General features: G+C 28.7%; 18 protein-coding genes and 1 riboswitch. Of the genes, 4 read left to right on the top strand and 14 right to left on the bottom strand.

The window, feature by feature from the left end; translation table 11 throughout:
- The first annotated feature begins 185 nt into the window (after positions 1-185).
- The 4 genes from CLSA_RS23565 (at position 186) to CLSA_RS03615 (ending at position 3,334) form a co-directional block, all read left to right on the top strand.
- Entirely contained in the window at positions 186-965 is a 780-nt protein-coding gene (locus CLSA_RS23565) for a transporter substrate-binding domain-containing protein (RefSeq protein ID WP_022744044.1), read from the top strand.
- 15 nt (positions 966-980) lie between these two features.
- Positions 981-1,643 carry an amino acid ABC transporter permease gene (locus tag CLSA_RS23560; protein WP_022744043.1) on the top strand — a complete coding sequence of 221 codons (663 nt, stop codon included), beginning with the start codon at positions 981-983 and terminating at the stop codon, positions 1,641-1,643.
- Positions 1,627-2,358: an amino acid ABC transporter ATP-binding protein gene (locus CLSA_RS03620; protein ID WP_022744042.1), complete on the top strand. Its 732-nt coding sequence runs from the start codon at positions 1,627-1,629 to the stop codon at positions 2,356-2,358. The genes CLSA_RS23560 and CLSA_RS03620 overlap by 17 nt, the downstream gene beginning before the upstream one ends.
- A gap of 283 nt (positions 2,359-2,641) precedes the next feature.
- Complete coding sequence (locus CLSA_RS03615) at positions 2,642-3,334, top strand: PHP domain-containing protein (RefSeq protein WP_022744041.1); 693 nt, start codon at positions 2,642-2,644, stop codon at positions 3,332-3,334.
- Positions 3,335-3,545: 211 nt separating this feature from the next.
- Here CLSA_RS03615 and recQ read toward each other — a convergent pair whose 3' ends face one another.
- The 14 genes from recQ to CLSA_RS03545 form a co-directional block, all read right to left on the bottom strand.
- Entirely contained in the window at positions 3,546-5,327 is a 1,782-nt protein-coding gene (gene recQ, locus CLSA_RS03610) for a DNA helicase RecQ (RefSeq protein ID WP_022744040.1), read from the bottom strand.
- A 338-nt stretch (positions 5,328-5,665) separates the two neighbouring features.
- Positions 5,666-7,555, bottom strand: a complete 1,890-nt coding sequence (locus CLSA_RS03605) for a sensor domain-containing diguanylate cyclase (protein WP_022744039.1) — start codon at positions 7,553-7,555, stop codon at positions 5,666-5,668.
- 250 nt (positions 7,556-7,805) lie between these two features.
- Positions 7,806-8,435, bottom strand: a complete 630-nt coding sequence (gene thiE, locus CLSA_RS03600; RefSeq protein WP_022744038.1) for a thiamine phosphate synthase — start codon at positions 8,433-8,435, stop codon at positions 7,806-7,808.
- Positions 8,436-8,533: 98 nt separating this feature from the next.
- Positions 8,534-9,358, bottom strand: a complete 825-nt coding sequence (gene thiM, locus CLSA_RS03595; protein WP_022744037.1) for a hydroxyethylthiazole kinase — start codon at positions 9,356-9,358, stop codon at positions 8,534-8,536.
- Positions 9,359-9,460: 102 nt separating this feature from the next.
- Positions 9,461-10,771 carry a phosphomethylpyrimidine synthase ThiC gene (gene thiC / locus CLSA_RS03590; protein ID WP_022744036.1) on the bottom strand — a complete coding sequence of 437 codons (1,311 nt, stop codon included), beginning with the start codon at positions 10,769-10,771 and terminating at the stop codon, positions 9,461-9,463.
- A 110-nt stretch (positions 10,772-10,881) separates the two neighbouring features.
- Positions 10,882-11,682, bottom strand: coding sequence for a bifunctional hydroxymethylpyrimidine kinase/phosphomethylpyrimidine kinase (gene thiD, locus CLSA_RS03585; protein WP_022744035.1), 801 nt, complete (start codon positions 11,680-11,682; stop codon positions 10,882-10,884).
- A gap of 136 nt (positions 11,683-11,818) precedes the next feature.
- On the bottom strand, positions 11,819-12,346 hold the full coding sequence (gene thiW, locus CLSA_RS03580) for an energy coupling factor transporter S component ThiW (protein WP_022744034.1): 528 nt from the start codon (positions 12,344-12,346) through the stop codon (positions 11,819-11,821).
- 105 nt (positions 12,347-12,451) lie between these two features.
- Positions 12,452-12,562, bottom strand: a riboswitch (TPP riboswitch).
- Between the two features lie 176 nt (positions 12,563-12,738).
- Positions 12,739-14,454 (bottom strand): S8 family peptidase, encoded by a 1,716-nt coding sequence (locus CLSA_RS03575; protein ID WP_022744033.1) that lies wholly within the window; start codon positions 14,452-14,454, stop codon positions 12,739-12,741.
- Positions 14,454-16,265: a S8 family peptidase gene (locus CLSA_RS03570; protein ID WP_022744032.1), complete on the bottom strand. Its 1,812-nt coding sequence runs from the start codon at positions 16,263-16,265 to the stop codon at positions 14,454-14,456. The genes CLSA_RS03575 and CLSA_RS03570 overlap by 1 nt, the downstream gene beginning before the upstream one ends.
- 588 nt (positions 16,266-16,853) lie before the next feature.
- Positions 16,854-17,444, bottom strand: a complete 591-nt coding sequence (locus CLSA_RS03565) for a hypothetical protein (RefSeq protein WP_022744031.1) — start codon at positions 17,442-17,444, stop codon at positions 16,854-16,856.
- Positions 17,445-18,437: 993 nt separating this feature from the next.
- Positions 18,438-20,009 (bottom strand): FMN-binding protein, encoded by a 1,572-nt coding sequence (locus tag CLSA_RS03560; RefSeq protein ID WP_022744030.1) that lies wholly within the window; start codon positions 20,007-20,009, stop codon positions 18,438-18,440.
- Positions 20,010-20,115: 106 nt separating this feature from the next.
- On the bottom strand, positions 20,116-21,168 hold the full coding sequence (locus tag CLSA_RS03555; protein ID WP_418235963.1) for an FAD:protein FMN transferase: 1,053 nt from the start codon (positions 21,166-21,168) through the stop codon (positions 20,116-20,118).
- 489 nt (positions 21,169-21,657) lie between these two features.
- Positions 21,658-23,193 (bottom strand): sensor histidine kinase, encoded by a 1,536-nt coding sequence (locus tag CLSA_RS03550; protein ID WP_022744028.1) that lies wholly within the window; start codon positions 23,191-23,193, stop codon positions 21,658-21,660.
- Complete coding sequence (locus tag CLSA_RS03545) at positions 23,190-23,879, bottom strand: response regulator transcription factor (RefSeq protein WP_022744027.1); 690 nt, start codon at positions 23,877-23,879, stop codon at positions 23,190-23,192. Before CLSA_RS03545 ends, CLSA_RS03550 begins: the two co-directional genes overlap by 4 nt.
- Between the last annotated feature and the right edge of the window lie 89 nt (positions 23,880-23,968).

Raw genomic sequence — 23,968 nt, 5'->3', positions numbered from 1 at the left:
CTGTCATTAAAATTATTTTATATGTATACTATTATTGACAGTTTTTGAATTGAATTATATAATAAATTTCATAATACAAAAAAAAATTTAAGTTTAAGTTTAGTAAATTGAAAAAAAAATTAATAAATATACAACAATTAATTTTTATATTATAAAAAAATAATTTTGTAAAGGGGCATATAATAATGAAGAAGAAATCAATTTTTAGTGTTTTATTAGTATCAATCGTTTCAATAGGAATGTTAGCTGGCTGTGGACAAAGTACTGATAATAAAAGCGGAAATAATAATAAAAAATATACTATTGCATGTGATGCAAAATTTGCACCATTTTCAATTGAAGAAAATGGAACTTATAAAGGCATAGATGTAGAACTATTAGATGCAATTTCTAAAGAAGAAGGATTTGAATATGACTTAAAGCCAATGGACTTTAATGGAATCATTCCTGGACTTGTATCAAATCAATTAGATGGTGCTATATCTGCTATTACAATTACAGATGCAAGAAAACAAACTTTAGATTTCTCTGATCCATATTTTGAATCTGGATTATCACTTGTAGTTAACAAAAATAATACTTCAATAAATTCTGTTAATGATTTAACTAATAAATCAGCTTCAATAAAAAAAGGAACTGCCGGATCTAAATTTGCAGAAGATAATAAAGATAAATATAATTTAACTTTAAACTACTTTGATGATTCTCCATCAATGTTCCAAGCAGTAGAAAATAATAATGCTGATTTCTTAGTAGAAGATTATCCTGTTATTGCATATAAAATTAAAGTTGATCCTGGTACTTCATTAAAAATGGTAGGACAAAAACTAGATACTGCAAATTATGGATTTGCTGTTAAAAAAGGATCTAATAAGGAACTACTAGATAAATTTAATGAAGGACTTAAAAAATTAAAGGAAAATGGAAAATATGACGAAATTGTTTCTGAATATATAGCCAAATAGTAAGGAGTGCACATAATGGAAATTATATCATTAATACAAGATAGTTTGCCTAGTTTATTAAGCGGACTTCTTGTAACTGTAGAGATTGCAGTAATATCATTAATTCTAGCTGTAATACTAGGAATTATTTTAGGAATATTTAGTATTAGTAAAGTTAAGATACTAAAATCTATAGCAACAGTTTACATATATATAATCAGAGGAACTCCGCTTATGATTCAAGCCTTGTTCCTGTTCTTTGGAGTTGGGCAAGCATTAAGCATAAAATTTGATCCAATGGTAGCTGCAATAATAACTTTAACAATAAACGCCTCTGCTTATATGGCTGAAATATTTAGAGCAGGAATACAAGCTGTAGATAATGGACAAATGGAAGCAGCTAGATGCTTAGGTCTTAGCTACACTAAAGCTATGAAAAAAGTTATATTGCCACAAGCTATTAAAATTATGATTCCATCTATAATAAATCAATTTATTGTGACAATAAAAGATACTTCAATTTTATCAGTAATAAGTATAAGAGAACTTACATTAAGCGGACAAATCATAATTGCAAGAAACTTTAAACCACTTCAAATGTATGCAATTATGGCTGTAATGTATTTTATATTAATAACACTATTAACTATAGCCTCAGGCTACATAGAAAGGAGATTAAGCTATGGCAATAAGCGCTAAAAATCTCAAAAAACGCTATGGATCATTAGAAGTACTTAAAGATATTTCAGTAGAAGTAACAGAAGGTGAAGTACTTTGCATAATAGGTCCATCAGGTTCAGGAAAAAGTACATTTCTAAGATGTTTAAATGGATTAGAAGAAATTCAATCTGGTAGTATAACTATATTAGGTGAAGAATTAGTAAATAATAAGGATATAAATAAATTAAGAGAAAACATAGGTATGGTTTTCCAATCATTTAATTTATTTCCACACCTAACAGTTTTAGAAAACATGCTTTTAGCACCTTTAGAATTGAAAAAAATGAACAGAGCCGAAGCTACTGAAAAAGCTCTTAGCTTATTAGATAAAGTAGGATTAAAAGATAAGAAAGATGTTTATCCTGATACATTATCAGGTGGTCAAAAGCAAAGAGTAGCAATTGCTAGAGCTCTTGAAATGAATCCAAAAATTCTTTTATTTGATGAACCAACTTCAGCTCTAGACCCTGAAATGGTTGGTGAAGTTCTTAAGGTTATGAAAGACCTAGCTCAAGAAGGAATGACTATGGTTGTTGTAACACATGAAATGAACTTTGCTAGAGATGTATCCGATAGAGTTATATTTATGGACAAAGGATACATTTTAGAAGAAGGTGCTCCAGAAGAAATCTTTACACACCCAACAAGTGATAGATGTAAAGAATTTTTAGATAAGGTAATAAATAATAAGTAAAATAAAGCCACAAACTTAAAAGTTTGTGGCTTTGTTTTTACTTATTATAATTATTATTCCTGCAAAAATTATAGATACTACACCTTCAAGGAACTAATCCTGATAATGCATCCTCTCTTGCTTTATGCAATATAAAAACTAATACAGTTATAAATAATTTTTTAACTCATAAAATATAATATAATATTTTATTATAATCACTCTAACTATCTTCTAAAATTTTATTGGTTATATATTTTATAAAAAGTCTTTGTAACAGAATTAATATAGAGGTTATTTTATTATGTTTAAAAAAGGAGATTTTCATATTCACTCGATTGCTTCTGATGGAAATTGTACTTCTAAAGAGATTGTTTTACTCGCAAAAAAACGAAATGTTGATATTATTGCTTTAACAGACCACAACACTACATTAGGCATTGATGAAGCTATTTTATACGGTAATGAAATTGGAATTAAAGTAATTCCCGGTGTTGAACTCTCTACCAGATATAACAGCACTAAAGTTCATATTCTAGGATATTTTAAAGATAATTCATATAAAAATGAACTTCTTATTGAAATATTGAAATATATTAAAACCCACAAAATTTCAGAAATAAAAAGAATTCTTGGTACGTATTTAAATGATGACTATAGGAGTAATAGATTATTCGTACATGAAGGTATTAAAATACTTAGGTTTTTTGGAGCCACTGTCGTTTTAGCACATCCAGTTCTTCTATCAACTCAAGACTTTATAAATATAATAAAAATGGATTTTGATGGATTAGAAGCTAGATATTTTAGTAATACCGAAAACGATACTGAATATTTTTTAAAATTTGCTGACGATAATAATCTTCTTTATACTGCAGGCTCAGATTTTCATAACTATAATGAGCTCTATAGAACTCATGGACTTATCGGAGATGTATATCTCAATGAAGAAGAAATTAATGCTTTTCTAATAAAAGGTAATCTTCAATTTGTATAAATAAATATAGATGGCTTATAAATTAGACTTATGTGCTCACTTACCGAAAGGATATATTTCAAAGTTTAATCTAAAGGATAGTTTGTTTATCAGGAGGATGTGATAAAGTACATTATTATATGCACAAATAATTACTAAGAACATCTGATCATATTTGTTCATTTAAATGTAAAATTTTATTTAATCACAACCTCCTATAGATATCTAATTGTTATTTTTTTGAATGTGCCTTAAATCCGTTAACTATATTTAATATCTCTTTTCCATAGGCTTCAATCTTCTTACTTCCAACGCCTCTGACTTCTAGTAATTCATTCACGGTTTTAGGTCTAGTGTTTGAAATTGAAATTAAACTTGTATCAGAAAAAATTATATATGGTTTAATTCTTTCTCTAAGCGCTTTATTTTTTCTCCATATCCTTAAAGCTTCAAATAATTCTTTATTTAAAATAGGTTCTTCATTATCTAATATCTTAAATACTACATTTTTTTCTCCCTTTAATATTTTCATTGAATTTGAGTTTAACTTTAACATTGAATATGTTCCTTCTTTTAAGCTAACATAACCTTCATCTAATAAACTTTTAATTAAAGCTCTTATGAATGACGTTCCATACTCTTTCATTATTCCATAGGTTGTAACTTTATCTAATTTATTTTGTATTATTTTAGGACCATTAAACCCTTTTAAAATATCTATAAGAACTGATACACCATATCTTTCTCTTGTTCTAAAAACTGTAGCTAAAATCATTTGACTTTCTTTTGTGAAATCTTTTAATTCATCATCATTTAAGCAATTACTGCAATTATTGCAATAATTTATTTTTTGATTATTTCCGAAATAATTTAATATATATTTTCTATAGCATTCCTTTAAATTACAATAGTCAATCATACATTGTAATTTTTTAAGATGTACTTCTCTTCTATTTAATGAAGAACTTTTATTTATTATATATTCAACTCTACTTATATCACTTTCTGAGTAGAATAAATAACAATTACAATTCTCCCCATCTCTTCCCCCTCTACCTATTTCCTGATAATAAGATTCTATATTTTGAGGAAGTGTAAAATGTACAATGAACCTTACATTAGATTTGTCTATCCCCATACCAAAAGCATTCGTTGCAACTATTATATCTATTTTCTCATATAAAAAGTCCTCTTGATAGTTTTCTTTTTCATCATCATTAAGTCCACCATGATATTTTCCAACACTAAATCCTAAATCTTTTAAATAATAATGTAAACTATCAACTTCTTTTCTTGAAGCACAGTAAATTATACCTGCTTCTCCTTCGTTATCCCTCAATATACTTTTTAATTCTTCAACTTTATCTATTTCTTTCAAGATAATAAGTTTTAAGTTTTCTCTATTAATATCCCCTTTATATATGTATGGATCTTTCAGTCCTAAAAGTTTTATGCAGTCTAATCTAACTTCCTCAGTGGCTGTAGCTGTAAAAGCTGAAATTATCGGTTTTTTCTTAAGCATGTTACAAAACTTAGAAATTCCTAAGTAACTATTTCTAAAATCATGCCCCCACTGAGAAACACAATGAGCTTCATCTATTGCTATTTGAGAAATTTCAAGTTCATTGACCATATCTAAAAATATTTTTGATTCTAACCGTTCAGGTGCAATGTATATGATTTTGTATTCACCCATAGATGCTTCTATCAATATGTTTCTTATAGTATTTATACTTTGTGTACTATTTATATACGATGCTTTGATTCCAACTTCAATTAAATTATCAACTTGATCTTTCATAAGCGAAATCAACGGAGATATTACAATAGTTATCCCCTTCATTATTATTGCAGGAATTTGATAACATATAGATTTTCCTGCACCAGTTGGCATAAGGCAAAAAGTATCTCTACCATTAAGAATACTATCTATAATTTCAAACTGCCCTCTTCTTAAAGTATCAAATCCATAATATTTTTTTAAAGCATAAAATATCTTATCCTTAATCTCCACGTTTCGCTACCTTTCCTACACTTTAGTAAATTATTAACATTTTTGTGCTTAAAAAATATACTTATCCACAATTTAATCACCAATATGATTTTTATTGTAGATAAATTATATTGCTTTTTAGGCATATGAAAATAAATATTAAGTCCAAAGTGCCATGGATATTTTTCATCAGGCAATGAGAAAAATTGTCCTCATTGCGGACTATTAGGTCAATTTACCGAACAAGGATGATGGAAAATAGGCTGGCAAACGGACTTGTTATTTATTTGATTGTGCCTTAATTAATAATCTTACTAAAAGTATATACCAGTCTTTTTAATACTTAAACATAAAAGTTATTATCTTTCAATTCTATTTCTACCTTTTTTCTTTGCTTGATACAACTTTTCATCTGCCTTTCTTATAATCTCAATTGCATCTTCATACGAATGCTCAATAATTCCACCACTAATAGTTATAGATAATCCTTTTTGTTTAAATTGTAGACTCATTATTCTCTGCCTTATTTTCTCTACAATCTTGTATCCTATTTCAATATTTGTTTTAGACAGAATTGCAATAAACTCTTCTCCTCCATAACGTCCAACTGCATCATTTTCTCTCATATGCTCGTTTATAGTTCCTGCAACTGCAACAAGAACATCATCACCACACTGATGACCATAATTATCATTTGTAGATTTAAAATGATCTATATCAAACATAATAACACATAATTTTTCATCGGACTCTTTTGCTTTTTTAATTTCAATTTTTAATTTTTCAATCATATATTTATGATTATAAATTTGTGTAAGACCATCTATATTTAACAAATTACTTAATTCCAAAGTTCTTTCATCAACTTTTTTATCTAAATTTGCATTGAGTTCTTCTATTTCTTTTGTTCTCTGCTGAACACGTTCTTTTAACTCATCATTCATTATTCTTATAGCTTGCTCTATTCTATTTCTCTCATCAACCATCGTATTAGCTGCAATAGCTAATTCCTTAAACTCATTATATTCCATTTTTTCTACATCTATTTTCACATGTTTTCTTGAAGCATTATTTAGAAAATCAAAAAATATATCAAAGCTCTTTTGAGTTTTTTTCATTAAATATCTAGTTAAAATAAAAGCTACTATTAACACCGCTATTAATAGTATAATAATATTTTTTATTTTCTGTATCACTTTCTCCTTTATTTTAGCTTCATTATCATTCACAGTATTTTGAAGTTCATCAAATTGAACTCCTGATCCAATCACCCAATTCCATTCTGGTACTGCTCTTACAAATGTCATTTTTTGAAAGACATTATTTAAATCTGGAGTTTTCCAATAATGCGTTAGAAAACCTCCCTCTTCATTATTTTTAGCTATAGAAGTTTGTTGTTGTATTATCTTTGTTCCATAGAGATCTTCCATATCCCAAATATTCTTACCAACATAACCAGGGTATACACTATTGCATATTTCAACTCCATCAAAATTATCAATAAATATATAATTATCATTTTTTTCTCCAAACCTAACAGCCCCAATTCGGTGTATAATTTCTTTCTTTATATCATTCTCTACATCATCTACATATTCTCCTGTTCCCATATACCAATTATATGGTTCAAATTTTTTCACAAATGTAATCTTTTTATGCCCTTCATTATCTTTATAATTAGGGTTTGTCCAATATCCAGTTATTATTCCTTCATTTTGACTCTTCACTAAATTTATCTCATCTTTTAAAGCATAGTTTCCTTGTTGATCTTTAATTTCTAAAATATTCGTACCTTCGGTTTCAGGCATAGTAGGATACAATATTACATTTCCATCTAGAGTATCTATAAAATAATATCCTCTACCATTGTTAAATCTTATATCCCTTAAAGTATCTTTAATTAACTTTTGAACTTCTTGCTTACTTTTCTTATCTTTATTTTGATTATAAATATTCATTGCAATATCATAAGCTTCATAAGTTCTGTTTTTTATATTCTCTTTTAATCTCTCTTCCGTCTGTACTCTCATATATTGAATATAATCAATTTGACTATTCACTTCATTTTTAAGGAGAATTTGCTGATTACTAATAAACTCTTGTTTTCTCTTTTCCGAGTCTTGATTAAATGTATTATATTCGCCGCTAATCCATAAATATCCCAATATAAATACAGTTGCTATAATTATAAATACAAGTTCTAAATAGATTACTTTCCTAAAGCTTTGCAGTGGTTTTATATACATCATATCACTCTCCTAATTTCACTTATCAAATGTTCTTTAAATACATATATAATCAATAAAGTCTAGTTAAAATTTTCATATAACTATTATAATTCAAATGGTATTTTAGTTCCATATTTACCATGTTTTTTAACTAATAAAAAGAACTGTAGATAAATTAATTAAAATTTATCTACAGTTCATACAAAACAAAACTATTATTAAATCACATCCAAAAATAAATTTTTTATCAGATTGAATGTGCCTTAATAAATTAACTTTTTGTAAAAATTGTTTTTAATTCTGTTGTAGCTTTAATAATATCTTTTTGAGCTATAATAGCTGAAACTATTGCAAGTCCATCAATTCCTAAACCTTCAAAATCTTTAACTCTCTCTTTATTAATCCCACCTATTACAACTATAGGTAACGATACACTTTCTCTTATTTTTTTTAGTTCTTCCATAGAAGTTGGATTTGCATCTTTTTTAGTTCCTGTTGCATACATTGCACCAACACCTAAATAATCCGCTCCATCTTTTTGACCTTTAATAGCTTGCTCCAATGTACCTGTTGATACTCCAATAATCTTATCTTCACCTATAATTTTTCTTACAATTGTTACTGGTAGATCACTTTGACCAACATGTACTCCTGTAGCATCAACCGCTAATGCAATATCTACTCTGTCATTTATTATTAATGGAACTTTATACTTGTCTGTTATTTGTTTTACTTTTATTGCTGTATTATAAAAATCAAAGGATGAACACTCTTTTTCCCTTAGTTGAACTAACGTACATCCTCCAATTATAGCTTGTTCAACAGCTTCCTCTAAAGTTTCTGTACTCATTAAATCTCTATCTGTTACAAGATAAATGCTATAATTCATTTTAGGTTTCATTAATTTTTACCTCACTAATATTAAATTTAATTTTTTGTTCTAAATATATTAATGCGTATACCCAATTTATATTATTAGATATACGCCTAAATTTATAATTATTTAATTTTAATCATATTTCTAATTGTTTCAGAGTCTAAGTTACTTATTGCATCTATAATTGCTATATGAAAACTACCTGTTCCAATTTTGCCTGCTTTTTCAAAAGCAATTTCACCTGCAATTCCCATAGATATAATCCCTGAAATAGCTGCTATAAAATAATCTGAACCTGCACCACAAAATCCTCCAACTAATGCACTTGTCATACAACCTGTTCCAGTAACATTTGATAGCATTTTAGTCCCATTTTTAAGTATAGCTACTCTTTCTCCATCAGATACTATATCCGTTACCCCTGTGATAGCTACAGTACAATTAAGTTTATTAGCAAGATTTCTTGCTACTTTTATACCTTGATCATTACATGTTTTTACGTCATTTTCAGAAGCATCAACTCCTTTAGTTGTTGATTTTAGTCCACTTATAAACTTAACTTCCGACATATTTCCACGTAAAACGCTTATCTTTATTTCTTCAAGTATTTTTTTAGTAGTAGCGTTTCTAAATTCTGATGCACCTGCACCTACTGGATCAAAAACAACTGGAATGTTTAATTCATTGGCTTTTCTTCCCGCTAAAATCATTGATTCAATTGTTCTTTCGTTTAAAGTACCAATATTTATTACAAGAGCAGATGAAATTTTAGTTATATCTGCTGCTTCTTTAACATCGTCAGCCATAATTGGCGATGCACCTAATGCAAGCAAGATATTTGCACAATCATTAACCGTAACATAATTAGTTATGTTATGTACAAGAGGTTTCTTATTTTTAACCTCATTTAATAATCTTTCTACCTCAAAAACTAGTTTATTGTCCATAAAACTCTAGTAAGAATATCTATTATCAAATTTCTTACTAAATTCCCTCCCTTCAAAATGTTTCTATAAACTTAATGTATATTTTCTTTCATATATCTAAGTTTATTTTTTATCAAAAAGTTCTACTTTTTCACCATTTAAGATTTTATTTGTAGTTCTTACAGCGCACATCTTTCCGCACATAGAGCAACTATGTTTTTCTTCTGGTGGTATACTTTCAAAATATTCTTTAGCTTTCTTACCATCGATAGCAATCTTAAACATCTCTTCCCAATCAAGTTTTTGGCGAGCATCTGCCATAGCGTTATCCCTATCTCTTGCTCCTGGAATACCATTAGCTATATCTGCTGCATGAGCCGCAATTTTTGATGCAATAATTCCTTCTTTAACATCTGATAAATCTGGAAGTCTTAAATGTTCAGCTGGTGTCACATAACATAAGAAGTTAGCTCCATGTGTTGCAGCAATAGCTCCACCAATAGCCGATGTAATATGATCATATCCTGGTGCAATATCAGTAACAAGAGGTCCTAAAACATAGAATGGTGCACCATGACATAATCTTTTTTCAATTTGCATGTTAGCAGCAATTTCATTCATAGCCATATGTCCTGGACCTTCAATCATAACTTGTACATCTTTTTCCCAAGCTCTTTTTGTTAATAGACCCAATTCTATAAGTTCAGTAATTTGACCAGCATCAGTTGAATCATCAATACATCCAGGTCTCATTGCATCTCCCAGACTTATTGTCACATCATATTCTCTAAGAATTTCAAGTAACTCATCATAATGTTCATAAAATGGATTTTCGTTACCTGTCATCTCCATCCAAGCAAATAATAATGATCCACCTCTAGATACAATATTTAACTTTCTTTTATCTTCTTTAAAAACTGAGATTGTTCTCTTATTTATTCCAGCATGAATAGTAACAAAATCAACTCCAGCTTTAGCATGAGCTCTAACTACGTCTAAAAAATCTTCTGCTTTTATATCTAAAAGTTCTTTTTCTAAGTATCCAATTGCATCATACATAGGAACTGTACCTATCATAGCAGGTGAATATTCAATAAGTTTTTCTCTAAATTCTTGAGTTTTTCCATAGTTGCTTAAATCCATTATAGCTTCAGCACCAAAATCAATTGCCATTTTTACTTTTTCCATTTCTCTGCAATAATCAACTGAATCACCTGAAATACCTAAATTTACGTTTATCTTTGTTTTAAGTCCATCACCAATTCCTTCTGGGCTAAGAGATTTATGATTAACATTAGCTGGAATAGCTACTTTACCTTCCGCTACAAGTTTCATTAATTTTTCTTCTGATATATTTTCCTTCTTAGCTACTACCTTCATTTCTTTAGTTACTATACCTTTTTTAGCTGCTTCCATTTGAGTTTTATAATTCATTGTTTATTCTCCTCTCAATTTTTACTAATAATTTAATTTGTAATGTTATTAAATAAATTCTTTATGTTTTTATATAATTAATCATTCTTATTAATATCTCTTGATTGTGTCTAAATTCCAGCTTTCTTATAAAGCTCATAAAAATGATTAGTAGGACCTACTCCTTTTCCTAATTCAAAGCCATGTTCTATAGCAGTTGTTACATACTTTTTTCCTTGTCTTACAGCTGCTTCTATTGTCATTCCTTTAGCTAAATTAGCAGCTATTGCAGATGATAAAGTACATCCTGTTCCATGAGTATGAGTAGTATTAATTCTTTTTTGTGGCAAAATTATGAATTCTTTTCCATCAAATAATAAATCAGTCGCTTCTCCCTCTAAATGTCCACCTTTAACTAAAACAGCTTTTGGTCCAAGTTCCTTAAGCTTTAAAGCTGATTGTTTCATATCATCTAAAGTTTTTATTTCTATTCCTAAAATTTCTTCTGCTTCTGGTAAATTAGGAGTTATTAATGTTGCTAACGGAAATAATTCATGAATTAATGTTTCTTTTGCATCCTTAGATAATAAGTTAAATCCACTTTTAGATATCATGACTGGATCTAATACTATCATTGGAAGCTTTCCTACCTTTTTTAAAGATTTTGATATAGACTTTATAGATTCAATCTTTGAAACCATACCTATCTTAATAGCATCTACTCTTATGTCATTAAAGATAACATCTACTTGAGCTTCAATCATTTCTGGATTTATATCTTGAATACCGAAAACTCCCATAGTATTTTGAGCCGTTACTGCTGTTATAACACTCATTCCATAAACTCCATTAGCTGAGAAAGACTTTAAATCGGCCTGAATTCCAGCTCCACCGCATGTGTCTGATCCAGCAATTGTTAATGCTCTAAACATAAAATCACCCCTTCTAGTTAATATAAATTTGATCTTATACTTTCCACAATTTACACTTCATTAAATTTTCTTAATATCTTTAAAATTATGTCTAGGCACGTTCAAAAAATAGCATATCCATTTGCCAGCTTATTTTTTATTTATTTTCATGTGCCTTATTTATTGACAATTCATTATTTATTAATATTTTTCTTATAACAGAAACCTTTAAAAAGAAATATGCTATAATAGCTCCCGCACTACAGCTCATAGTAAAAGGAATTATATATACAAAAAATGCTGCTTCCTTCCCTAAAATTAAGACCGCTACTGGATATGCTATCAATGCCCCTAAAATTCCAGTACCAAACACTTCACCAATAACAGCCATACTTGCTCTTCTAAATTTCTTATAAAAAATTCCTGAAAGAAAAGCACCTATCATACTTCCTGGAAAAGCTAGCAAACTGCCTGTGCCCATAATATTTCTTATAAGTGATGCGACGAATGCATTTAAAACTGCATATATTGGACCTAAAGTTATTGCTCCTACAACATTCACAAAATGTTGTACTGGAGATATTTTAGCTGCTCCAATTGGCATTGATAGTGTTCCAAAAATAACTGAAATACCAATTAATAATCCACTTAATGCAATTTTTTGTGCTTTACTTTTTTCTTGCATTCACTCTCCCTCCTTAAGACAAGATAAATTTTAATTTGAGTGACAACCTATTTTTCACATAAAAAAAATGTATCCCAAAGGGATACATAAATAAATCACGCGTAAACATTAATTAATATACTTCCCTCCGTTGGCATTAACCAAATCAGGTTATAAGGGTCCAGGAAATCACTCTTTCCAATCTCAGCTAAAATATTAGCTCCCCTAGTTATTCTGTTATAAAATTGTCTTTCTAAATTAAAGATTATACCATTCCAGAATAAATGTCAAATTTATTTACTTAGTTTTTTATCAATAATGCAAATTTTAGTACACAATATAAATAAATCACTAATCTATTTATCCACAACTATTCAAAATATCTCTATATACTTGTTATTATATATATAACTTTACTCCATATTTTGAAACATCTTAACAATATCTAGAATACCATATCCCCATCTAGCATTTGGATATATATCTCCACTTCTTCGTGATGTTCCCTTTGCTAAATATGCTTTAACAGTTTGGGAATATATATATGGATCATTGCCTTGAACAATTCCCCACTGAAATAACATAACACAAGCTCCAGCAACTACTGCTGATGATACACTAGTCCCATTTACAATAGCAGTTTTATTACTTGGTGCTACAGTTAAAGCATTTACTCCTCCTGCTGCAACATCTATTACATCAATCAAATTATCTCTAAAAGCCACTCCAGAATAATTAAGAACATTATTATTATTTTGATTATATGCTGCTGCAGTAACTACATAAGATGAAGTTCCCGGATTAGTTACTGTTCCATATGGATCAGATGAACTAAACTTAGTATTTCCTACTGTTATTCCTCTTTGAGGCAGCCAAGCATTGTATACGCCACTCAAAATATACTTTGCTCTCAATCTAAGAAGCCATATACCTGGCTGTAAACTATAAAATCTAATTCGTATCAATTCATCTCCTGTACTTTCCTCTGGAAAATAATAATTAACTTTTATCGATGTTTTTTCAAATACAAAAGTATAGTTTCTAGTTGAATTAATTATACTTGGTATTATACCTGTATTTTCACCTGATGGAGATACTATGTCTATAGTCATTACGTTAGGAAGTTCAGTCCAAATATCAATTATTAAGTGTTTCTGCTCTGGTGATACCTCAAGCTCAATTGCAATAGGCGTATCAACTTGAGATATAGTTCCAGATGTATGACCACCTGCATCTCTTTGATTTCCTGCTCCAGTAACCAATACTATACCACTACTACTTGTAATTGATTCTATGTATTCTTCTAAAATACCATTTCCTTTATGACTTCCTAAATTAGTTCCAAGAGGGAAATATACAATCATAGGTTTCCTACTTTTAAGTGCATATTCGTACAAAAATTGTAAAGCTGAGAAAATTGATGTTAAATTAAATACTGGTACTTTAACATCAAATTGAGCTTGATATGCAGCATCTATCATTAATTTGACTACTACAAAATCACATTCTGGAACAATCCCCTTTAATTCTGGATTTTTACCAGTAGCTCCAATTATTCCAGACATATTAGTACCATGTCCAATTTGATCTCTGCTAGGAACTATGTCATATGGTGATTTCCCTTCTCTATAAGCTTTTATAGCATCATTTACTTTTTCTTTTCTATAAACTGTTCCAAAAGGTACAGAAATATCATTATCCTTCTCATTTGAAATTATTGTTTGATCCCAAATGCATTCAACTCTTGTTTCACCAGCAGCAGTCATAAATTCATCACTTAAATAATCAATGCCAGAATCTATTACTGCCACATTTACGCCTTTTCCATTTAAACTTAAGGGCAAATTTAATTGCAAAAATCTAGCTCCAGATGCTTCTATTGGAGAAACATCTTGTAGTGTATACATTTCGGTTGGCTTAACATATACAACTGTTGTAAGTCTTATATCACCAATATCAACCTTTAAATCTCCACTTATAGATATAATTGCATAATTATCATTAATTATTGTAGCATAGTAACCTGGCATTTTTGAAACTTCATCCTCAATATTTCCTTCATATTGAACCATATAATGATAATAATTCGAATCACTAAAAATCTTTTCTGGAACCATACTTTGCTTCATTATAAACTCCTCCATATTTCTCTTGGAATTCTTATAAACAATTTATTACAATAATATTCAATAAAGTCATCATCAATATCCCCTCTATAATTCCTATATGTTCCGCTTATAATATTAAATGTCCCTAATAAATCAAGATATCCATAGCCAATCTCCCTATTGGGATATTTATAAATAACATTGCTTCTGTCAGCTCCATGTATTAAATAAGTTACAATTTTTCTAGAATACATAGTTATATCATTTCCTTCAACAATTCCCCATTGTAGTAAAAGTGCACACGCTCCTGCCGCTATTCCTGCTGCAGCTGAACTACCTGAAACTGTTGCTACTCCTCCACCAACTTTAGTAGTTAAAATATCAACTCCCAGAGTTGCAAAATCCGGATTAATTAATCCATTAGAATTAAATCCTTTACCTGAAGAAGCAACTAAGTTATTATTATTTCCAAAGTATGCTACAGTAGCAACTTTTCTCGCTGTGGATGGAATTGTTAGAGTTGTAAATGGATCTGATTGAAGAAATTTTGTATCTTTAGGTAATGTCTTTTGAGGTGGTAACCATATATCATATCTTCCATCGACTATATAATCACCTCTTAATTGAAATGTCCATATTCCTGGTTTAATAGAGTCAAAAATAACATGTATAAGCTCATGACCTGTATAATGTTCTGGTGAATAATATTCAACCGTCATTACAGTATTCAAAAAGAAAAATTCAATCTTAAATATTTTATTTGTTTTTACTTTAATAAATTTAGATGTTTCACCAGTTGGAGAAATGACATTTAAAGCAGCCTTATTAGGTTTTCTTACCCATATATAAAATGAAAAATATTTCATTTCTCTTGGAATTTTCAACTCAATTGAAGCTATATCTTCTACGTTGGCTATAACACCAGAAACATGTCCCTCTGATGCTCCTTCATTTCCAACTCCAGTAACAACAACAATACCTCTAATAGTACCAATTGACGTTATATATCTAGAAATTATATTATTCCCATCATGACTTCCTTCCGTAGTACCCACCCCTAAAAATATAACCATAGGTCTTTTAGATTTTACAGAAAAATTCTTTAAATACTCTATTGCTGCTAAAACTTCGGCATTATTATAAACTGGAGTATATTCTACTCCATTACTTTTTAACCTATTTTTGAAATTTATAGACTCAAATAGTTTTACAATAACAAAATCACAATCATGTGCAACTCCTTGAAATTTTCCATTATAACCTCTTGCACCTATTATCCCAGCTATCTGAGTTCCATGTCCAATATCATCCTTTGATGGTACAATTGCATAGGGGTCTCCATTATCTTTCTTAGCATTAATGGCATTATTTATTTGTTCATTTGAATAAACAGTTCCAATATATACGGATTCATCTGTAACATCTGAAATTGTTTGATCCCATATACTAATAATCCTTGATGTATCATCTTCTCTAATAAATTCCTGATTTAAATAATCTATTCCTGTATCAACCATACCAACTAGCACACCCTTGCCAGTCAAATTTAAATATGGATTAATTTTAACATTATTTATGTTATCGACATTTGACGGTGAAATATCTTGCAAGACAAACATACTTCTAGGATCAATAAAAATAATTGATGGAACATCTTTTAAAAGTTGATTCAAATAATCATATGATGTCGATACAATTGCAATAGTATTTGTAATTATGTTACCACATGCATAAGATACCTTCTCTATTTCTTCTTTAAAATTCCCTCTATATTCAACCAAAAAATCTGGTGAGTCCTCAAAATATAAATTACAATGCTTTAAGTCAGGCACATTTAACTCCAATATAAATATTGCTTATATTTAGTAATATTTATATTGGAGTTAAATTATTCATTATATTTAGGCTTATGTTATAACTTACCGAAAGTAAGTAGATTCTTTTACTCGATTGCTATAGAATATTACTATGGATTTCTACCCATAAAAGTTGTTCCATTCCAGCATGTTCCCAAGACAAGCTTGTGACAAGGAAGAATGAAACAACTTTTACTGAAGAAATACCTATAGTAATATTCTAAATGCAATGCTCCGCAAAAGAATCTACTTACTTTCTAGTTTTAAATATATTTCAAAGTTTATGTTTTTTATCTATATGAAAATGTGATAATGTACATCTTCTATCCATAAATAATCATTAAGGTACCTGAAAGAAAACAATTAGTCCAAAATGCCATGATTATTTTTCATAAATTGATCTCATGTAAAACCATTAGGACAATATTCTGATGAGCAAAGAATCCAAATCTATTATTTTATGATGGTCGCTTGCTCAGTGAGCGTATGTGAGTCGAGTTTCCTCTTATTAAAAACAAGCCAACAAATGAACTTTTTATTTATATTTTCACATGTCTTAAAATTTTAATACTTTAACAGTTCTTCTTTAAGCTTGTCTTCTACATCTTTTATCATATTAATATATCTTGTTTGTTTCCACCCATCTGTATCTTTTAGTATATCTCTAAGTTCTTCATTAGTCTTTAAATCATTATCAAACAACATTTTATAATCTTCTACTGTATTAAGTTGAAAGTTAGCTGGTAATCCAAAATTTTCTGGATAAGATGCTTTTAACATGAGTATAGCTTCTTCAGAAAATAATGCAGTCTGGGCTTCTTCATCATCTTTAGGAATACTTTCTTTTACTTTATTCCATGCTTCTTTAACAGCTGCTGGAGCAGTTAAAGGCGGAAAAACAAATAATTTTTCTTTATATTCATCCCACGCTTTACTTCCATACTCTATATTATTCAAACCTAATTTTTTACAATATTTATCATATAATTTTTCATCATCTATAAAATACTGCTTTATATCCCTTTCAGACATATTATTGTTTTTAGAATTAAGACAATCTTTAAATGAAGCTTTTGAATTACTTTTATTAACATAATTTATTGCTTTTACTGAATCTGTATTAAGCACATTAAAACTTTTTAGTTTAATATTCATAAGTTTAAAATCCTCTTCTATATTCCTATTAATCAACTAAATTAAAAGTGAAATTATCTTTCTTATAATTGCTTTATTTATCAATTTTATTAAATTTTTTGCGGCCACATATTACCACAAATATTAAGTTAAGTAAATGTCTATTCCTTAAATCGTACAAAATAAGGAATAAAACGTATATTATACACGTGAAAATATTGAACTTTGAAATATATTCTAACTAGGAAGTAAAAAGACTCCTTTGCACAAAATTACCTTTAGAATATTTATCTAGGTATTTCTTCAGTAAAAGTTGCTCTGTTTTCGCTTGTCCTTAGTTCATCTAAGGACAATGCAGAAATGAAGCAACCTTTACTGGTAGAAATCCATACCAATATTCTAAATGCAATGCTCCGCAAAAGAATCTACTTACTTTCTAGTTTTAAATATATTTCAAAGTTTATGTTTTTTATCTATATGAGAATGTGATAAAGTACACTTTCTATCTATAAATAATCATTAAGGCACATGAAAGAAAACAACAATTCCAAAGTTGCCATGGATATTTTTCATCAGGCAAGGAGGCAAACTGATCTCATAGCGGGCCTATTAGGTCAATTTGCCGACATAGCATGATGGCAAATAGGCTGGCAAATTAACTTGTTATTTATTTGATTGTGCCTAAAATAAAGAAAGTATATTTAGACTTATTTGGTGAATTACCAAAATCAAATACATTTTTGTTCCACATAACTATGAATTAGATTTAAACCTTCAAATATACTCCATACTAGAAAGTAAGAGGACTATTTTACGTAGTGTTGTGTTGATAATTTGGCTGTAGGTATTTCTTCAGTAGAAGTTGTACCATTCATGCCTGTCACAAGCTTGCCTTGGGAACATGCATGAATGGTACAACTTATATTGATAGAACTCCACAGCCAAATTATCTATCAACCGAGTAAAATAGTCCTCTTACTTTCGGTAAGTTATATCACAAGTCTAAATTCAAAGTTACTTAGCTTGGCTTAAAGCATCTGATACTGCACTTATTATTCCTTTACTACTATATGTAGCTCCTGAAACTGTATCTACTGATGTTGATTGTTTTGAAAGTATGTTATTTATTACAGTTCCAGATGCTTTTTTATAGTACTGTGGAGTATCTCCATTTGATAAAGTTTCTACACTGGTTATCTTTCCATTAACTACAGTAACAGAAACCTTAGTTGTTCCTCCTTTGAATCCTTTTCCACTTCCTGTATATGTACCATCCTTATACATACCTTGACTACTATTTGTTGAATTAGTAGACTTTATATCTTCTGAATTTACTATTTTATTTGAATCTGTAGCCTTATTTTCAGTTGCAGTATTATTTGATTCATTATTAGTAGATGTGTTAGATGCTTGATTTAATGCATCTTGTACTGCACTTATTATTCCTTTAGAACTATAAGTAGCTCCTGAGACTGTATCTACTGATGATGATTGATTTGAAATTATTTTCTTTGTTATAGTTCCTGAAGCTTTTTCATAGTATTGTGAAGTATCTCCATTTGATAAAGTTTGTATATCAGTTATATTTCCACCTGCTATTGTTACAGAAATTTTAGTTGTAGCCCCCCTAAATCCTGTACCAGTTCCTGTATATGTTCCATCTTTATATTTTTCTGAAACATTACTTGAAGCTTCACTATTACTTAAAACTTTATTATCACTTAAACCTAAACTAGATTTGCTTAATGCATCTGCAGCTAAATTTGTCACTCCATAAACACCTAACATTGTAGCCATAGCAACAGATCCAACTAAACTTTGATCTAAGTCTTTTCCAAGTATATTAATCCTTGCATTTTTTCTTGGACATACTTCAGTACATTTTAAACAATTTATACAATCTCCACCACGAGCACCATCTACTTTATAAAGCTTTAAGCCCATTGAACAGTTTATTGTGCATGCTCTACACTTGCCACAATCAGCCTTAGGTTTATTAATTTTTGTTATTCCAATTTTAGAAATTATAGAAAATACAGCTCCTAGAGGGCATAAATATCTACAGAAAAATCTTTCAATAAAAGCTGCTCCAATTGTAATAAGAATCAAAAATATAAAACCTATAAGTAAACTTGAAAAAATTGTTGATAAGTCAGTTATTTGTCCAAAAACATCCCAAGGACTTGTACTTTCTAAAATACTACTTTTCATTGTCCAGGAAATAATAATTATAAAAACTAATACTATGTATTTTACGTATTTTAATATAGAGTCAACTTTTTCATCTACTTTAAATTTCGTTTTAAATACCTTTTTAGATATAAAATATATGAAATCATTATATGCTCCAAAAGCACACATCCATCCACAGAACCATCTTCCAATTAGCATTGTTAAAAGCATTATGCACGTAAATTCAATCAAACTTGGAAATGCTTGAACAAAATTAAAATCACCTCCAATAATCATTTGATAAACTGTTTTTAGTTCACTAAACGTCATTGAGTATAATCCAGGTAATAATAAAAATAAAATTAATTGCATAATATGTCTTAAAACTTGTGATTTTTTTAATTTCTTAGCCATATTTCTTTCTCCTTCTATAAGGCATATTCCTAATTAATTTTTTCATATGCCTAAAATTATAAACTTATTTGCTTCTATATTAAGATAATTTTCAATAAACTCTTTTTTACAAATTTAAGTTGGTTATTGAAAATTCGTTATTTGTTAATGTAAAAAGTTCATCACTAACCCCACTTGTTGTATATATTTTTTTATCTTCTGTAATAAATATTGCTTCAATTCCATTCATACATTCTATAATATTAATTGCTTTATCAATTCCAAGAATGTAAACACCTGTTGATAACCCATCTCCATCAATCGAGTTATCAGATATTATGGTTGCACTTATAATTTTGCTTTGTGATGGATATCCTGTTCTAGGATCAAGTATATGATGAAACATTTTTCCTTTCTTTATAAAGTACCTCTCATAATTACCAGATGTAACTACTGACTTATTTTTTATATTTAATATTCCAATATGTTCTCCTCGAGGTTCAAATGGATTTTGAATTCCTACTCTCCAAGGTTCACCATTTTCTTTACTTCCAAGAGCAAAGATATTTCCTCCTAAATCAATCAATGCACTTTTAATTTTATATTTATAAAAAATATCTCTAACTTCATCAGCCGCAAATCCTTTAGCTATACCTCCAACATCAAGAGCTTGTTTTATTTTTTTTAACATTATTGAACTATTATTATCATCTAAAATGACATCATTATAATTTACAAGCTTTAATCTTTCTTCTATTTGATATTTTCCTGGAATTTTCTCGTCTCCTTTTCCTATATTCCAAAGACTTACTAATGGCCTTATAGTTGGATCAAAAGTTCCTTCTAATATTTTGCTATATTCCACTGCCTTTTTTATTACATAATAAGTATCCTTACTTACTTTTTCCATTGAAATGCCAGCTTTAGAATTTATTTTTGATATTTCACTATTTTCTTTAAATACTGACATTTTATCATCAATATTATTTAATCTTTCAATACTCTTTTCAATTGCATTATTAGCATTTGCACCATATGCTCTTAGATTTACCATAGTTCCAAGAACATAATTAGTCTTTGTTATTGTATCTTTACTGCGTTTCCCAGTAACAAATACAATTATCAAAATTACTCCTACTAAGCCTACCAATATTAACAATTGAATATTTATTGTATTTATAATCAAATTGCCTCACCTACACACATTAATTTATAATCTTTAAACAAAGCAGAATTTGAATGTGCCTCATTGATTGAAGTATATCAAATTAACCTTAATAGTTTCTGAATCTAAACTGAGAGTTTGCTGAGAATTTTAATATTGAACTATAATATAGATAACTTATGTGGTAACCAACCGAAAGAAAGGGAACTATTTTACTCGGTTGCTATATAATTTAAAATCTAATTCATAGCTTGTTTATCTATAAGAAGAGGCTATTTCAAATGAAATAGCCTCTTCTTATAGATATTAAAAAATAATATTAGACATATAAAAGAAAATAACAAGTCCAAAATACCATGATTATTTTTCATCAGACAATGAAACAGATTAGTCTCATAGCAAGGCTAGCTTCGCCTCATGAAAAATAAGCTTGGTAGATAAACTTGTTATTTTTTAATGTGCTTCATATACATTAACCATTTGTTTCCATTTTAATTTCTCAAACTATTCTACCAATTTTAAATATACGGAAAATGTTGTTCCAACTCCTAGTTCACTTTCTACATGTATTTTTCCTTTATTAGCATCCATTATAGATTTTACTATGGACAATCCCAGACCATATCCGCCTTGCTCCCTAGATCTATGTGAATCACTTCTGAAAAATCTATCATATATTTTATCAAGATGATTCTTTGGTATACCTGTACCATTATCTGATATTTTTAAAACACCGAAAGTTTCATTTTCTAATTCTTCTATATCGGTAGATATTATTATACTTCCATTCTTATTGTCAGTATGTAAAACTGCATTTTGAGTTATGTTAAATATTACTTGCTTAATTTGATTTTTATTAATATATACACTTATATTTTCTCTTAAGTTTAAATCTAATACTCTTTCTTTAGAAAGAATTTGAAGTTGAGGCAATATCTCTTTTATTACACCATTTATATTTTCCTTATTCATCTCTACAACTGGTTTTTGCTCTAATCTAGTTAGAACTAATAGATCATTTACTAATTTTGTTAGTCTTTCGCTTTCTGTCAATATACTATTTAAAGCTAAATTCAATTGTTCCTCATTCTTCGCTGCCCCTCTTAGTAAGATTTCTACAAATCCATGAATTGATGTTAGTGGTGTCTTTAATTCATGAGATGCATCGGATACAAATCTTCTCATTTTCTCCTTTATATATTGCTCTTTTTGGAATGAAGATTCTATTCTTTTAAGCATTATATTAAATGAGTTTGCCAACCTATCTATTTCCAATTGACCATTCTTATTAGGTAATCTTTTATCTAAATCAGTTACACTTATTCCTTCAACAGTATTAGTAATATCATATAAAGGTTTTAAAGTACGTTTGAAAATTGCAGATGCTAGTATTATTCCTATTACTAAAATTAAAATTGAAAGACTTGTATGAACATATACTTCACGCTTTATTATATCTTCAGTATCATCTATTGGAGTGCTTAATTGTATTAATCCAGATGGTGAATCTAAATTTCCAATTTTTCTCCATACAACCAATTGACAACTACCATTTTCATCTCTTATGACTTTATATGTATGTTCTAAATTACCTTCTATTTTACATATACTCATATAAGATTCTTTAGAAAATTTAGGAACAGGTATTGTTCTTATATTTTTTTCATAAAAATCTTTTGTATCATCATCCCCATCATGATCTTCCTTCGTTATATTGTCTGTATTTATTGATGTTAATAATATTTCTCCGTTTTTATCTATTACAGCCATACTCATGTGCTTATCTACTAATTTTTTAGAAATTTCTTTAAAATTAATTTCACTAACATCTGTTATATCATCTTTTGATAAATTCTTAAAATCTAAATTATGAAACTTCTGCTGAAGAACTTCAGTCTTAGTTGTATATAAATATTCTTTCATACTTATATATTCAAAAATCCCCATTGAGCCTACTAGGATAACTAATATTACAATAAAACCAAATAGTAGCTGCCATTTCAAACTCTTTATCTTTAGTTTATATAATAGCTTCTTCATTGTGCCACCATTTTATATCCGACACCACGAACAGTTTTTATAAGATTATGTTCTTTATCTTGAAGTTTATCTCTTAAATATCTTACATATACTTCAACAATATTTTCTTCTCCATTAAAATCATATCCCCAAACTTTTTCAAGTATTAGAGATTTGCTTAATACTATTCCGTTATTCATAAGTAAAAACTTTAATAAGTTATATTGAGTAGGAGACAAATCTAAGACTTCGCCGCAATATATGAATTCATGTGCTCCATCGTCTAATGTAAAATCACCAATTCGAATCATATCATCTAATTTTGGAAAATCACTTCTTATTCTTGCATTTATACGTGCTAAAAGCTCTTTAAAACTAAAAGGTTTTGCCATATAATCATCTGCCCCAATATCTAATCCTCTTACTTTATCATCAACATCATCTCTTGCTGTAAGCATTATAATGGATGTCTTTATGGATTTTTTAATTATTGAACATACTTCATATCCATCCATTCCTGGCAACATAATATCTAATATAATTATTTGTGGCTTTATTTTTTCAGCTATTTCAATAGCTTCCATTCCATCAAAAGCACTATATACTGTATATCCCTCTGCTTCCAATCCCATTTTCACAAAGTCTATTATGCTTTTTTCATCATCTACTATAAGAATATTAATTTGCTTTTTTAATAATGGATTCATTAATTTTCATTCCTTCCATTAGGCATATTCAAAAAATAACAAGCCAATTCTGCCATAAACTTATTTTTCACAATGTAGTAGATTGCCTT

The organism is Clostridium saccharobutylicum DSM 13864 (assembly GCF_000473995.1).
GTDB lineage: Bacteria > Bacillota > Clostridia > Clostridiales > Clostridiaceae > Clostridium > Clostridium saccharobutylicum.
The sequence above is the reverse complement of the archived record's forward strand: the minus strand, read 5'-3'. Positions and strand labels throughout refer to the sequence as shown.

What these genes read in the sequence shown, in the direction of transcription:
- CLSA_RS23565 (WP_022744044.1), top strand. Translation starts at nt 186, where the DNA reads ATGAAGAAGAAATCAATTTTTAGTGTTTTATTAGTATCAATCGTTTCA.
- CLSA_RS23560 (WP_022744043.1), top strand. Translation starts at nt 981, where the DNA reads ATGGAAATTATATCATTAATACAAGATAGTTTGCCTAGTTTATTAAGC.
- CLSA_RS03620 (WP_022744042.1), top strand. Translation starts at nt 1,627, where the DNA reads ATGGCAATAAGCGCTAAAAATCTCAAAAAACGCTATGGATCATTAGAA.
- CLSA_RS03615 (WP_022744041.1), top strand. Translation starts at nt 2,642, where the DNA reads ATGTTTAAAAAAGGAGATTTTCATATTCACTCGATTGCTTCTGATGGA.
- CLSA_RS03605 (WP_022744039.1), bottom strand. Translation starts at nt 7,555, where the DNA reads ATGATGTATATAAAACCACTGCAAAGCTTTAGGAAAGTAATCTATTTA.
- thiE (WP_022744038.1), bottom strand. Translation starts at nt 8,435, where the DNA reads ATGAAACCTAAAATGAATTATAGCATTTATCTTGTAACAGATAGAGAT.
- thiM (WP_022744037.1), bottom strand. Translation starts at nt 9,358, where the DNA reads ATGGACAATAAACTAGTTTTTGAGGTAGAAAGATTATTAAATGAGGTT.
- thiC (WP_022744036.1), bottom strand. Translation starts at nt 10,771, where the DNA reads ATGAATTATAAAACTCAAATGGAAGCAGCTAAAAAAGGTATAGTAACT.
- thiD (WP_022744035.1), bottom strand. Translation starts at nt 11,682, where the DNA reads ATGTTTAGAGCATTAACAATTGCTGGATCAGACACATGCGGTGGAGCT.
- thiW (WP_022744034.1), bottom strand. Translation starts at nt 12,346, where the DNA reads ATGCAAGAAAAAAGTAAAGCACAAAAAATTGCATTAAGTGGATTATTA.
- CLSA_RS03575 (WP_022744033.1), bottom strand. Translation starts at nt 14,454, where the DNA reads ATGAAGCAAAGTATGGTTCCAGAAAAGATTTTTAGTGATTCGAATTAT.
- CLSA_RS03565 (WP_022744031.1), bottom strand. Translation starts at nt 17,444, where the DNA reads ATGAATATTAAACTAAAAAGTTTTAATGTGCTTAATACAGATTCAGTA.
- CLSA_RS03560 (WP_022744030.1), bottom strand. Translation starts at nt 20,009, where the DNA reads ATGGCTAAGAAATTAAAAAAATCACAAGTTTTAAGACATATTATGCAA.
- CLSA_RS03550 (WP_022744028.1), bottom strand. Translation starts at nt 23,193, where the DNA reads ATGAAGAAGCTATTATATAAACTAAAGATAAAGAGTTTGAAATGGCAG.
- CLSA_RS03545 (WP_022744027.1), bottom strand. Translation starts at nt 23,879, where the DNA reads ATGAATCCATTATTAAAAAAGCAAATTAATATTCTTATAGTAGATGAT.